The 14378-nt window shown below is 71.5% G+C and carries 6 protein-coding genes; 4 read left to right on the forward strand and 2 right to left on the reverse strand.

Annotated features, from left to right (window positions below):
• The first annotated feature begins 597 nt into the window (after positions 1–597).
• The 4 genes from G9272_RS41065 to G9272_RS41080 are packed head-to-tail and all read left to right on the forward strand — an operon-like array spanning position 598 to position 7380.
• A complete protein-coding gene (locus G9272_RS41065) occupies positions 598–2028 on the forward strand; it encodes a hypothetical protein (RefSeq protein WP_253268280.1) in 1431 nt (476 codons plus the stop codon).
• Positions 2025–3419: a VWA domain-containing protein gene (locus G9272_RS41070; RefSeq protein WP_171401282.1), complete on the forward strand. Its 1395-nt coding sequence runs from the start codon at positions 2025–2027 to the stop codon at positions 3417–3419. Before G9272_RS41065 ends, G9272_RS41070 begins: the two co-directional genes overlap by 4 nt.
• A 44-nt stretch (positions 3420–3463) precedes the next feature.
• The gene (locus G9272_RS41075; protein WP_171401283.1) at positions 3464–4588 is read left to right on the forward strand and encodes an ATP-binding protein; all 1125 of its coding nucleotides are present in this window, start codon (positions 3464–3466) and stop codon (positions 4586–4588) included.
• Positions 4585–7380 (forward strand): DUF5682 family protein, encoded by a 2796-nt coding sequence (locus G9272_RS41080; RefSeq protein ID WP_171401284.1) that lies wholly within the window; start codon positions 4585–4587, stop codon positions 7378–7380. Before G9272_RS41075 ends, G9272_RS41080 begins: the two co-directional genes overlap by 4 nt.
• Here the strand turns inward: G9272_RS41080 and G9272_RS45650 are convergent.
• Positions 7373–8350: a hypothetical protein gene (locus tag G9272_RS45650; RefSeq protein WP_253268095.1), complete on the reverse strand. Its 978-nt coding sequence runs from the start codon at positions 8348–8350 to the stop codon at positions 7373–7375. The two genes, G9272_RS41080 and G9272_RS45650, sit on opposite strands and share 8 nt — an antisense overlap.
• A 686-nt stretch (positions 8351–9036) precedes the next feature.
• A complete protein-coding gene (locus G9272_RS41090) occupies positions 9037–14223 on the reverse strand; it encodes a family 43 glycosylhydrolase (RefSeq protein WP_171401285.1) in 5187 nt (1728 codons plus the stop codon).
• Positions 14224–14378: the final 155 nt, after the last annotated feature.

Raw genomic sequence — 14378 nt, forward strand, 5'->3', positions numbered from 1 at the left:
GTTCGTTGTTGTCGCCGCCGATCCGGCGCGGCAACCCCCCTGCGCTGCGCCGATTCGGCGTGCGGAGCCCTGTGCCGCAAAGGAGCTGGTGTGTTGTCCGACTGGGAGAATTCGAGTACGGCCCGGGTGGTGCCGCCCGCACGGCCCCGCAAGCTCGCCAAGGTCCCCTTCGTCGAACTGGCCGACGGACGCCTCCAGGGTGTGGTCTCCAGCGGCTCGGACATCGAGCGGGTGTACGTCTCGTCGGTCGCCGCCGGCACCTACGCCTTCGCGTGCAGCACCAACAACAACCGTCCCTGCGGCGGCGCGCGGGGCTCGTTCTGCAACCACATCCGCGCGCTGATCACCGAGGCCGTGCTCCAGTACGGCGCCGACCGCGTCGCCCGCTACCTGCGCGTCGAGCCCATGGGCGCGGAGCCCGACGCCGCCGCCCTCACCGCCGCGATGACCGGCACCCACCCACCACAGGCGGACGGCAAGGCGGCCGCCGCACCCGTCTTCAGCCGGTTCCTGCGCCACCTGGCCTACCTGGAGCTGCCCCCGGTCACCGCCCCGCTCCCGGAGCTCCAGTGGTTCCCGCCGACCCGGGCCACGGACATCCCGCAGGCGCCCCGGAGCGAGCGCGGCACGAGCACGGAGGAACGCGCCGACCTGCTCACCGCACCCGTCGAGGGACTCGACGAGGCCCTGGCGGCGGTCGACGCCTTCGACCGGACCCTGCTCGCCGGCCTGCTGCGCCCCCGGCCCGAACGGGTGGACGATCTCACCGTCCTCGCCCGAGCCGTCGCCGGCAGCCCGCTGGCCGCCCGGGTCGCCGAGGCCACCGCAAAGGCCGCGGCCGGAGCCGCGAGCGAGGACCACTTCGTCACCCTCGCCGCCGCCCGCACCGCCCTGTTCGGTGCCGTGCACGACGCCCTCACGGTCGGCGCCGACGAGGTGACCGGCCGCACGCGCGAGGAGCGGCCAGCCGAGGCTCCCGCCGCACGGCCGGCGGTGAACCTGCTGGCAGCCGCCCGCACCTGGCTGTCGGACCTCGCGCGCACCGGCTGGCAGGGCATCGACCACGAGCTGGCCGGCGGAGCCGCGCCCATCGTCTCCGCGATGCTGCCCGACCCCGAGCTGCGCCGACTGGCCACCCTGCTCGACGGATTCGCCGCCGAACTCGCCGCCTCCTGCCCCGGCGCCGCCCTGGACCGGATCCCCGCGCGCCGCTGGGGCGACCTGTGGTCCCGCGCCCTGCTGCTGACCATGCCCGGCGCCGCCGACCGGCCCGCCGTCACGGCCGCCACCGGCCGTCTGCTGCCACTCGGCCTCGACCTGCACGAACACGCCACCGCCGCGCAGGCCCAGATCCACGCCGTGTTCGAACCCGCCGACGGCACCGCGCCCCGGCTGGTCCGCGCGAGCGTCTCGGTGCCCAAGCCGGACACCGTCGTCGCGGCAGGCGTCTGGCAGCTGCTGCGGCCGCACCTGTCGCTGCTCACCGCCCTCGGCGAAGGCCGGGCGATGGACCTCGACGCCATGCCCCTCACCGACGAGGGCGACCTCATCTGGGACGACGCCCGGGCCCGTGCGGGCGAGCCCGCCGATGCCCTCGCCACCGCACGGGTCGTCCTGCCGACCGCCACCGCCCTGCCCACCGCGCCCCTGGACCGCCACCCCGCGCGCATCGCCGAGCCGGTGTTCCTGGAGGGCTACGACCGCGGACAGGACGGCGACACGCTCACCTTCACCGTCGCCGGACACACGCTCCCCGTCGACACCGACCGCATCCCGACCGCGAGCCCGCTCACACCCGAGGCCGTCGCGGCCTCGCGCGCCTGCGTCGGCCTGCTGCGCTGGGACGGCGGCGGCTTCCGTCTCCAGCCGCTCGCGGTGGAGACCACGGTGCGCAAGAAGGCCGTCGCCCTCCACGCGGGCGCATGGGCAGGCGGCACCACCGACAAGGCCGGCGTCCGGGCCGAGAAGGCCGCCACCGACGCCGTGACCGTCCTGCGCGAGCGAGCGGGAAGGCTGCTGCGGAAATGAGCGACCCCACGCCGGAAGCCGTACCCGACGACAACCGCCGCCAGGTCCTGTACTGGCGGCTGCTGGCCCGCCTCTTCGACCCCGAGGAGCAGGCCGGCCTGGAATCGGCGAGCCTCGCCGTCATCGACGACATCGGCCTGCCGCCCGCGCTGCTGGACCCGCAGACCTCCGTCGACTCGATCGTCCAGCGCCACCCGGAACTGGCCGCGGAGTTCGACGGGTTGATGGTTCCCGACCCGGACACGGACACGGACACGGGCACGGACACCGAGGCTGCGGCCGACGGCGACGCGCGTGATCGTGCGGCGGAGGTGCGGCGCGCGGCACTCGTGTCCAAGGTGCTGCTGAACGTCTTCTCCACCGGCTCGGGAGCCGTCAGCGCCGGACAGCTGTCCCGCTGGCAGAGCGACGCCGGCTGGCTGGAGCGCGCCCTCGGCTGCCGGCCGGGGGAGTTGCGCGGCGGTCGTGGCACGACACCCGACACCGGCGAGATCGTCCCCGCTCTCGGCCCGGAACTCGGCGCCATCGAGGCGGACCTCGTCCGGCGCATGCATCTGCGCGAAGTGCTCGCCGACCCCGTGCTCGCCGCGCGGCTCACCCCGAGCATGTCGCTGATCGAGCAGTTGCTGCGCGACAAGAGCAATCTCTCCGGGGTCGCCCTCGCCAACGCCAAGTCGCTGATCCGCCGCTTCGTCGACGAGGTCGCCGAGGTGCTGCGCACCCAGGTGGAGAAGGCCACGGTCGGTGCGCTCGACCGCTCGGTCCCGCCCAAGCGCGTGTACCGCAACCTCGACCTCGACCGCACCATCTGGAAGAACCTCACCAACTGGAGCCCCGAAGAGGAACGCCTCTACGTCGACCGCCTCTACTACCGCCACACCGCCCGCAGGACGACACCGCAGCGGCTCATCGTGGTCGTCGACCAGTCGGGCTCGATGGTCGACTCCATGGTCAACTGCACCATCCTGGCGTCGATCTTCGCCGGACTGCCCAAGGTGGACGTGCACCTCATCGCGTACGACACCCGAGCCATCGACCTCACCCCCTGGGTGAACGAGCCGTTCGAGGTGCTGCTGCGGACCAAGCTGGGCGGCGGCAACGACGGCCCCATAGCCATGGCCATGGCCCGCCCGAAGATCGCGGAGCCCAAGAACACCGTGCTGGTGTGGATCTCGGACTTCTACGAGTTCGACCGCTCCCAGCCGCTGTTCGAGGGCATCGAGGAAGTCCACCGCTCCGGCGTGAAGTTCATCCCCGTCGGCTCGGTGACCAGCTCCGGCCGGCAGGAGGTCAACCCCTGGTTCCGGGAGCGGTTCAAGACCCTCGGCACACCGGTGATCTCCGGCCACATCGACAAGCTCGTCCACGAACTCAAGACGTTCCTCACCTGACCCACCCCGTCCCTCGACACACGCATCTCTTGGAAAGGCCCTCGATGACCGACCTGCTGCGCGCCCCCGCCGAGCTCAAGTACGCCGAGGAACTCGACTGGCTGGAGTCGATCGACGACAACCCCAAGCCGTTCTCCTGGCGGCTGTCCCCGAAGATGGTCCGTCTGTTCGTCCTGGGCTCCGAGCGCGCCGACGGCCTCGACCGGGAGATCGCGCCGAAGTGGTTCGGCGACCGCAGCTTCGTCGAGCGCTCCATCGTCACCCTCGCCTCCGACCGGGGCCTGCTCCTGATCGGCGACCCCGGCACCGGAAAGAGCTGGCTGGCCGAGCTGCTGTCCGCCGCGATCTCCCGCAACTCCACGCTGGTCGTGCAGGGCACGGCGGGCACCACCGAGGACCACATCAAGTACTCGTGGAACGTCTCGATGGTCATCGCCAAGGGCCAGTCACGCGAGTCGATGATCCCCTCGCCGATCATGACCGCGATGGAGACCGGCTCGATCGGCCGCTTCGAGGAGCTCACCCGCTCCACCAGCGACGTCCAGGACGCGCTGATCTCGATCCTCTCCGAGAAGTACATCTCCGTCCCGGAGCTGGGCAGCGACCAGGACAGCGACAACATCGTGTTCGCCAAGCCCGGCTTCTCGGTCATCGCCACCGCCAACAGTCGGGACCGGGGCGTCAACGACCTCTCCTCGGCACTCAAGCGCCGCTTCAACTTCGTGCGCATCCCGGTGGTGACGAACAAGAAGAGCGAGGCGGAGATCGTCCGGTTCCGCACCGAGGAACTGCTGCGCCGCCACCGGATCGAACTCGACGTCCCGCCGACCCTGCTGGACGTGCTGCTGCGCAGCTTCGCCGACCTGCGGGCCTCCTCGGCCGCTGCCGGCAGCGACGACGAGAAGCTGGAGTCCGCCCTGTCCACGGCCGAGCAGATCGGCGTCCTCGAGGACGCCATCCTGCACAGCAACTTCTTCGGCGAACGCGCCCTCACCGCCCACACCCTCGCCTCCTCCCTCGTCGGTTCCCTGGCCCGGCGGGCACCGGAGGACCTCGCCATCCTCAACAAGTACCTGCACGGTGTCGTCGAACCGCGCAGCAAGGAGGAAGGGGGCTCCTGGCCGGAGTTCCTCGAGGGCGGCCGCGACGCGATCGCGACCCTGTCGTGACCGGGACCCCCGAGGGCACGTTCACGGCCCTGCGCACGCAACTCCAGGACGCCGCCACCACGTTCGCCGACGGTCCCGCGGCGCTGGAGGGCATCCTGCGAGGCATCGTCGACGACGTCGAACGCGCGGTGAGCGAACCCCTGGAGATCTTCCCCGTCTGCCACCACTCACCGGCCTCGGCCATCGCCATGGCACGCCGACTGCGCGAGAAGCAGCCGAGGACCGTCTACCTCGAGCTGTGCGAGGACATGGCGCCCCTCCTCACCGAGCTGCGCAACTGCCGTCTGCCGGTGGCGGTCCAGTCCTTCGCGAGCGAGATCGAGGGCTTCCCCGCCGACTGGGCACCGCTCTCGGTGGTCGCCCCGGTCACCGAGGCCTCCGCCGAGTACCAGGCCATCGCCTACGCGCTCGACACCCCGGGCGTCGAACTCGTCCTCGTCGACCGCTCCTCGGACCATGTCTTCCAGTGGGAGACCGGACCCGACGGCGAAGGCGATCCCGACGCGCCCGAGGCGGCGGAACAGACCGCCCTGCACGGCGACGCCGTCGGCGTGGAGATCGGCGACCTGCGCCCGCGCTTCGCCGAACTGGAGGAGCACCTGCTGCGCCACGGCCGGGTACGGCACTGGTCGGAGTGGTGGCACCAGTACGTCGAACTGCCCCTCGGCGACAGCGACCACGACACCTACCGCCAGGTGATGCTGCTCATCGGCAGCCTCTTCCGGCGCCTCGCCCCCGGCGACCCCCGCAAGGTACGGGTCGACGAGGACCGCGAGCGGTACATGTGGACCCGCATGCGCGAGCACCTCGCCGCCACCGGCGCCGACCCCGCCGACTGCCTCTACGTCTGCGGCGCCTTCCACGCGGCCAGCCGGGTCGCGGAGTTCGGCGTGCACGGCAGCGACACCTTCACCATCAGCCCGCCGAGCGGCACCAAGTGGCGGCACGGCCTGATCCCGTCCAGCCACGGCGCGATCGAGGCGCAGTTCGGACTGGCCGCGGGCTCGGTGTCCATCGCCGCGACGGAATGGGCGAAGAACGTCAGGCGCACCGGCGTCCGCCCGTTCCGTCTGGAGGGCCAGGCAGGCACGAAGAAGAGCACGAAGCCGAGGAAGGCCCTCGCCCCGAGGGCCCCCGCATCGGCCGGCCCGGCCGCCGACCGGCTCACCGGTTTCCTCCAGCGGCCGCCCGCCCTCGACGCCCTCGACGAGGCCGAACTGCTCGGCTGGTCCGTGGAGATCGTGCGCGCCGCCCGCCGTAACGGCTACCTCGCCTCCACCGCCGATGCCATCGCCGTCTTCGAGACGTCGATCCTGTTGGCCGGGATGCGCGACCGCGCCAAGCCGACGCCGTACGACTTCCAGGACGCGGCCGTCACCTGCATCGAGAAGGACGCCGTACCGGGCCGGCGGGACGTGGGCCGGCTGGTCGAGATCATGATGGGCGGCGACCGCGTCGGCCAGGTCGGCTACGACGCGCTGCCGCCGCTGGCCCGCGATGTGCACGACCGGCTAGCACCGCTGGACCTGAAGCTCCAGCAGCGCGGAGTGCAGCGCGCGCTGCTGGACATCGCCTCGCGGCCGGAACTCGCGCGCTGCTCCGACCTGTTGTGGATGCTGCGCCGGCTGCTGCCGCAGGGCGCGGCCCGGCCCATCATGGGCGAGCGCCGCCTCGGCGAACACCCCATCCAGGAGTCCTGGGACCTGGCCCTGGGCACCCACCAGCGCGCCCTCATCGAGCTGGGTTACGAGGGCGTCAGCATCGAGCAGGTTCTCGAACAGCGGCTGCGGCGCGCCGCGTACGCCCCGCAGGCGACGGCGGCGCAGGTCCTGGAGGCCGTCGAGGACGCCACGCTCTATCTGCGCAGCCGCCGTCTCGCCGACGAGCTCGGTACCCGGGCCCTGGAGGTCCTGGCGAGCGAGCGCAGTGTCGACGGCGCGCCGGAGGTGCTGCGCCGGGTCCGTCGGCTGCTGGCCCACTACCGCACCGCCGAACCGGTGCTCCCGCCCTGGATCGAGTCCTTCGTCAAGACCGGCTACGCGCACTACTGCACCCTGCTGCCGACGGCGTTCACCGACGACGACGCGACCGTCCGCCAGGTCGCGGCGATGCTGGGCTTCCTGTTCGGCATGGAGGGCCTGGCGCTGTCCCTGGGCTGCGACCGCACCCAGCTCGAACTCGCCCTCGCCCAGTCCCACCCGACCGAGCCGTCCCGCACCGCCCTGCTGTGGGCGGCACAGACCCACCTGGGCACCCTGCCGAGGACGGCACTGCGGGCGCGCTGCGCGGAACTGCTCGGCAACCCGTTGGTGGTGCCCGCCTACCCGCGCTATCTCAGCGGGTTCGTGCACGCCCTGGAACCGGTCCCGGGCCTGGCCGACTTCGTCGTCGAGGCCGTGTCGAACGCGTTCGCCCTGCTCCCCGACGCGGTGCTGCTGCCCTGGCTGCCGACCCTCATCGGCACCCTGCGGGCCGGTGGTGCCGAACAGGCCCCGCTGCTGATCCGCGAGGCGGGCCGGGTCTTCCCCGCCCGGCTCACCGAGCTGGACACCTGGGTACCGCCGTGGCGGCTCCCGCAGGAACCGCCACGCATGCCGGTGGAGTCGGCGGCGAGCACCGCGGGCGGCCTGCCGCTCCTCGCCGCGCACCCGGCGACCTGCGATGCGCTGGCGGACCTGCTGGGCTGCGACGGGGCGTGGGAGAGCCCCGACGTCGGGTCGTCGGGAGCGGCCCTTCTCGCCCGGTATCCGCAGACCGCGCGGGCGTTGGAGGCGCTGGAGGCTGTCAGCTGACCGGCAGCGCCCCCACCAGGGCGCGGAGGGTGCCCTCGGCCAGGGCCGGGTTGGCGGCGGCGTGGTGGGCCAGCTCCTCGTCGTCGAGGAGTTCCGCCAGCAGGGAGGGCGGCAGGTTCGGGTGGCGGGCGAACGCCGCCCGGACGGCGGGTTCGGGGTCCCGGGTGAGCCGTGCCACGGCGGCCGGCGGGGTCCCGGGGTCGCGGGCGGCGAGGGCCCGGACGGCGGGATCCTCGTCGTCGGCGTGGGCGGCCAACCCGTCCGTCGGAAAGTTCGGCCGGGTGACGAGATGGGCGCGCTCGGGCCCGGTGTACTCCAGGAAGCTGCGCAGCAGGAGGGCCGCCGGGACGTCCGGTTGGTTCTGGGCCAGCAGGACGCGGACGCCGAGGTCGTCGTCGGCGGCCAGCCGGGTCACGAGGTCGGGCGGCAGGGTGCGCTCCCGCGCCGCCTCCCGGCGCAGCATCGGGTGACCGGAGAGCGCGTCCCGGCGGACGGCCTCGGGGTCCCGCGGGTCCAGCCGCTCGGGGTAGAAGCAGAACGGCTCGTCCAGGGGGACCTCGTAGTCGATCGCGGCCCGTTCCTCCTCGGTCCACGTGGGGTGGAGGGACACGGACAGCCGGACCTTCGGGTCGGGATCGGCCGCGAGGACCCGGAGCTCGTCGTGGTCGAGGTCGCGGTGGCGGGCGACCATCCGGCGTACGTCGGGTTCGGGATCCGTGACCAGCGCGCGGCGTTCGACGGGACCGAGGTCGGCGCGGCGCGCGATGTGCCACCGGACCTCCGGGTCCGGATCGGCGGCCAGCAGGGCCACGACGTCGGGCGGGAGACTGGGGTTGCCCGCGATCATCTGTCGGTCCTGGGGACCGGCCGGAGCGGTGAGGACGCGGTCCACGACGGCCCTGCTGAGAGCGTCGTGGAGCAGTGCGCCGGTGCGGGCGTGGCAGGGCCGGTCGGGCAGCACGCTCTCCACCCACACCGGATCCTCGTGGCGCAGCCGGTCCTGTGCTCGCTTCCGTACCTCGTCGTCGGGTCCGCCAGCAGCGCGGCCCGTGTCTTCGCGTCCTGCCATCCCCACATGCCGACTCCCCAGGCGCGGACCTTCGCGTCCGGATGCGTTGCCATGGAGCGGCGCAGCGTGAGGGAGAACTGCCGGTAGAAGGTGCCGCCCAGGTGCTCCGGATCGTAGGTGTTCATCATGCGGACGACGGCGTCGTCGGGCAGCGGCCCGGGCTCGGCGGGGGCGGTCACCCGAGGGGCCTCGGCGAGATGGGCGCGAACGAACCAGTGCGGATCGTCCACCAGCCGCACCCGCTGGGCCGGGTCGACGTGAGGATTGCGGGCGAAGAAGCTACGGGTGCGGTGGTCGGGATGTTCGATGACGGCGTCGACGACCGCCTCGGGCAGGACCCGGTCCCGGCACAGCACCATCCGTACGGCGAGCGGCGCCTCCGCCAAAAGGTGCAGCAGGACGTCCTGCGGAGTCGAGGGGTTCAGGGCGACTCCGGCCAGGCGCCGGGTGGCGAGATCGGCGTCCTCCCAGATCTGCTCGGGTGTGGGCACGCGGCGAATCCCCCCAGGTCACGATCGGGCCCCCTGTCGAGGACAGGGGGCCCATGACCTTAACCGCCCGGCCGGATCGAGGGCCAGGCGTCCGAGCTACCGGCGCCCGTAGCCGACCGTGATGACGCCGTTGACCTTCGCCGGGGTGCCACTGTTGTAGACCACCTCCCCGCCGGCTTTCTTCCAGATCTTGATGAGGAAGGTGTCCGGGCTGTCCGTCGTCGTGACGCGGAAGCCGTAGCCGCTCTTGCCGTTGAACGTGCCCGAGCCCTGGAGGACGGCCGTGGAGCCGGAGACGACGAGCCAGTCGAGGCCGGTGGAGCGGAACTTCAGGCGGGCCGGCCTGAAGTCGAAGGTGACCCCTCCGGCCGGGGCGGTGGCCCCCGGCAGATAGCCGGCCGTGAGCGAGAAGAACGCCCGGCCCGTCAGCTTCGGCCCGACCTTGGCAGCGACGGTGCCGGCGCCCACCACCGGTCCGGCGGCACGGTCGTACACGATCAGCTCGGGGAGCGTCGTGGCGGCCGAGGCACCGTCGTCGTCGGTGACGGTGATCACCGGACGGCGGATGCCCGCCGAGGTGTAGGTGTGCTCGGCACGGCAGCCGGACGAGGTGACCGTGCCGGTGGTCGGCTTGCCGCCGTCCTTCCAGTCGATCACGCAGGTGTGGGTGTCACCGGCGCCCGGGTCGCCGAACCGGACGGTGACGGCCGTACCGCGGCCGGCCGCGACCGGGCCCGACGGGCCGGTGGCGGATGTGATGGCCGGGGCCGCGTTCGTCACCGTCACCACGGCCGAGTCGGTGCTGCGGCCGCCGGTCAGGGTGGCGGTGTAGGTGCCGTTGTCGGTGCAGGTGAGCGTGGTGTGGGCGGCGGCGGGGTCCTTGACCGTGCAGGGCGCGCCCTTCTCGAGGGTCCATCGTGCGCCGCCCGCCCCGGAGACCGTGCCGTTCAGGGCGATCGCGGCGCCCTCGACGCCCTGGGCGTCCGGACCGGCGTGGACGATGGTGACCGGGTCGATGCTCGTGAGGGTGGGCACGACCTTCTCGATCAGGCCGTCGGCGTCGAACTCCAGCTTGTCGACGGTGGTTTCGCGGTGCGTGCCGTCACCGCCGGGGATGGCGAAGCGGTGGTAGGCGATGTACCAGTCGTCCGTTCCCGGCACCTGGACGACCGAGTGGTGGCCGGTGCCCTTGATGCCGAGGGAGAGGTCCTTCTCCAGGATCACGCCGCGCTTGGTCCACGGGCCGGTGGGCGAGGGGCCGGTGGCGTAGGCGACGCGGTAGTTCTCGTCCCGGGTGTCGTTCTCCGACCACGTGAAGTAGTAGGTGCCCTTGCGCTTGACGACGAAGCTGCCCTCGTTGTAGCCGCTCGGGGTGATGTCCGTGATCTTCGAGGCGTCGAAGGAGACCATGTCGTCGCCGAGCGGGACGACATAGGCGTGGCCGTTGCCCCAGTAGAGGTACGACCGGCCGTCGTCGTCCGTGAAGACCGCCGGGTCGATCATCTGGCCGCTGTACTGGCCGGCCTTGAGCAGCGGCTTGCCCAGGGCGTCCGTGAACGGGCCGGTGGGCGAGTCGGAGACGGCGACACCGATGTTGGCGTCGGCGCAGAAGTAGAAGTAGTACTTTCCGTTCTTCTCGGCGATCGCCGGCGCCCAGGCCCTGCTGTCCGCCCAGCTCACGTCCGGCCCCAGGTCGAGGATGACCCCGTGGTCCGTCCAGTGCACCAGGTCGGTCGACGAGTACGCCTTGAACTGCGTACCGCTCCAGCCCTCGAAGCCGTCGGTCGTCGGGTACAGGTAGAAGGTGTCACCGAAGCGCACGATGTTCGGGTCGGCGTTGAGACCCGGCAGCACCGGGCTCTTCATGACCAGCGCCGACACGGTCCAGGTGCGCTTGGTGCCGTCCGAGCCGGTCACCTCGTACGTCACCGGCTTGCTGAAGTCGTGCACGCTGCCCGAGGCGGGGCTGATCGCCGCGCCGTGGGCGAGGGTGAACTCCGGTGCCAGCGCGGTGAGATCGGTGCCCTCCTTCAGCGGCAGCGTGACCTTGCTGGCCGCGTTGTCGAGGAGGGCGTCGACCTTCAGCGCGGGGTGCGTCGCCTTGGCGATGCCCGCGGTGTTGCCGCTGAGCTCCATGACCTCCGCGGCCGACAGGGCCCGGTCGTAGACGCGGAAGTCGTCGACCTCGCCGCCGAAGTACGGGTCGGCCGAGTACAGCGACCTGCCGATGTAGCCGCTGTGGTCCTTGGCGGAGTCGTACAGCTCGGACGGCTTCACGGTGGTCGTCGTGCGGGCCGCCTCGACGCCGTCGACGTAGAGGACCATCGTGCCGGTGGCGCCGTCGAGGGTGACCGTGACATGCCGCCACTCGCCGGGGGTGAGCTGCGAGCCGGCCGTCAGCTTCGACTCCGCCGACCAACTCGCCTTCGTGATCGCCGAGTACAGGCTGGATCCGCCGTTGGAGGGGGTGGCGAAGAGGTACTTGTCGCTGTCGGGTCCGAGCCCGAACAGCCACTGGAAGGAGGAGCCGCCCTTCCACTTGGCGTACGTGGACACGGTGACGCTGTCGGCGCCCTTCAGCACGCCGTTCGGGATCTTGACGTACGGGGAGGTGGCGGAGTCGCCGGACATCTTGAACGAGCCGCCGTCCACGCCGGTCCCGAACTCGGGCGTGCGGACGTAGGTGCCGTGGTTGCCGTGGCCGCTGGAGTCGACGGCGATGTTGCCGGACGTCTCGTCGAAGCCGTAGTGCAGCAGCAGGTCGGCGGGCACGTCGGCGCCCTCCTCGGAGACCGTCACCCGGGCCCGGACGGGAAGCGCGGCGCCGTCGGGCAGGCTTCCGGTCACCGTGAACGTGCCGGCCTGCGCGTACGCCGAGGCCGGTACGTCGTCCCAGGCCACCGCCACCGGGCGCGGGACGCCGTCGGCGTAGGTGGCGATCACGGTCGCGGGCAGTACCGGGGCCTGGCCGATCCGTGTCTTCACCGACACGTCCTCGACGCTCTCGACCAGCTGGTCCGGCTGGTAGGCGCGCAGCAGCCGGTCGTACTCGGCCTGGGTGACCGGCAGGACGGTGCCGTGCCGGGGCTTCGACGGCAGGTCGTAGCCGGTGGAGGGGGTCCAGGTGCCGGAGGCGAGGTCCGTGGTCTCGAACGGGAGGTAGCCGCGGCCGCCGAACTCGTCGAGGAACGCGTACCACTTCTCCTCGGTGTTGGACTTGAACACCAGCGGTCCCTCGGCCGCGTTCATCGCGCCCTTGCCGATGCCCTCGGCGACCGCGTCCCAGGAGAGGTTCAGCAGCGAGTCGCTCTTCTCCTCGAAGATGAACTTGCTGTTGGGGGTGGAGGAGCTGTTGTTGCGCTCGTCCTTCGACAGGCGGAAGTACGTGCCGTCGTGCTGGATCACCGTGGAGTCGATGACCGAGTAGCCGCGGTCGATCCACACCTTGGGCTCGCTGAACGTGTAGAAGTCGCGGGTCGTGGCGTACATCATCCGGTTGTACGTGTCGCCGGAGTGCGCCGCGTTGTCGTACAGCTTCGACGCCCAGAAGACCACGTACTCGCCGAGATCGGTGTCGTAGTACGCCTCGGGCGCCCAGGTGTTGCCGGCGCTGTCGGGGGAGACCTTCACCAGACGCTGGTCCGTCCAGTGGACGAGGTCGGTGGACTCCCAGATCATGATGGACTTGCTGCCGGTGCGCTGGGCGGCGTCCCAGTCGCCGTTGCCGTAGATCCTGAGGTCGGTGGCGATCTGGTAGAACTTGTCGCCCTCGGGAGAGCGGATGATGAACGGGTCGCGCAGGCCCTGCTCACCGAGGGTGGAGGTCAGGACGGGTCGCTCGTCGTTCAGCTCCCGCCACTTCAGCGGGTCGTTGCCCTTGCTGAGCGCGGCGTAGAGCTGCTCGCCGTCGGACGTGCCCTCGCCGGTGAAGTAGCTGAACATGTAGCCCTTGAGGGCTTCCTTCACGGGGAGTTCGGGGACCTTCGCGGTGAACACGCGGGTCGCCTTGGCCTCGCCCTTGGTGACGGTCGCGGTCAGGTCGACGGTGGCGGCGCCGGTGCCGTGCGCGGGGCGGTGGACCACACCGTCGGCCGAGACGACGTCCGCTTGCGCGGAGGCCCAGGTGACGTCGGTGCCGTAGGAACCGGTCGCCGGGAGGCTGAGGTTGCCGCGTACGTCGTCGAGGTTGTGGACGGCGAGGGCGTCGGCGGCCTGCCGGGCGGCGGTCGCGTCGTCGAACGAGGCGAGGACCGTGACGTCGAACGACTTGGTGGCCGTGACCGTCCCCTTCCTGAGGGTGGCCGTGAGCGTGGCGTGGCCGTCCGGCTCGCCCGCGGCGGGACGGGTCACCTTGCCCGCGTCCGACACCAGGGCGGTGTTGTCGCTGGCCCAGCTGATCGTGGCGCCGCCGGCCGTGCCGGTCTTCGGCAGGTCCAGGTCGGCGACGACGGCACCGGTGTCCCCGAGGCTCAGTGCGGCCTTGTCGTCGGCGACGCCCTGCGTGGCCACGGGGAGGGCGAGCTGTTCCACGTCGGAGGCGGGCAGCGCGTGGTCGTACACCCGGAAGTCGCGGATGTCGCCCTTGAAGAGCTTGTCGCCGGAGTACACCGACTTGCCGAGGTAGTTGGCGGTGGTGATGCCGGAGCCGATGGCGCCGGGGGTGATGGTGACCGATGTGTTGCGGGCGACCTCGACGCCGTCCTCGTACAGCACACCGGTGGTGCCGGACTGCGTGTAGGTGAGGTGCTTCCACACCGAGCGGCTCAGGTTGTGGGAGTCGGCGGGCTTGGTGGTCTGCTCCGTCGACCAGTTGCCGGTGGCGATCGAGGTGCGCAGGGAGTTGCCCGTGGTGAACAGGTAGCCGTTGCCGTTGCTGCCGCTGGAGTTGCCGAAGCCGTACAGGAAGTACGGCGTCGACTGGGCGGCGTCGATCCGCACGTCCATGGCGACGGTGATCGCGTCCATGCCCTTCAGCACGTCGTTCGGCACCTTGACGTAGGTGTCGGAGCCGTTGAAGGCGAGGCCCTGGCCGGTGGACGACCAGCCGGCGGTACCGGCCACCGTGCCGTCGCGGCCGTGGCCGGAGGCGTCGGTGACCGTGGTGCCGGACGTGGCGTCGAGCTTGTACCAGAGGGCCAGACCGTCGGTGACGTCGGCGGCCTCGTCGGCCTGGACGGGAGTCGCCGCCCCGACGAGGCCGACGAGCAGGGACACGGCGGTCAGTGCGGCCAGTTGTCCCGCCCCCCGTCTCGCACGGTCGCCGAGTCGATGTCTGTGCGTCATGGGCAGGGACCGCCGTTTCAACCGTGTGACGTGATGTTGCGAGAGTGTCAAACGGTGTACACGGCCGCGTCAAGACTTCTCGAACAACGTCCGACAGGTCGAACAAGGCGGAGCGGCCCGCGAGGTCCCTGAGTGGGTTGTGTTCCTCTTGAACG

The sequence above is a fragment of the Streptomyces asoensis genome (genome assembly GCF_013085465.1).
GTDB classification, from domain to species: Bacteria; Actinomycetota; Actinomycetes; order Streptomycetales; family Streptomycetaceae; genus Streptomyces; species Streptomyces cacaoi_A.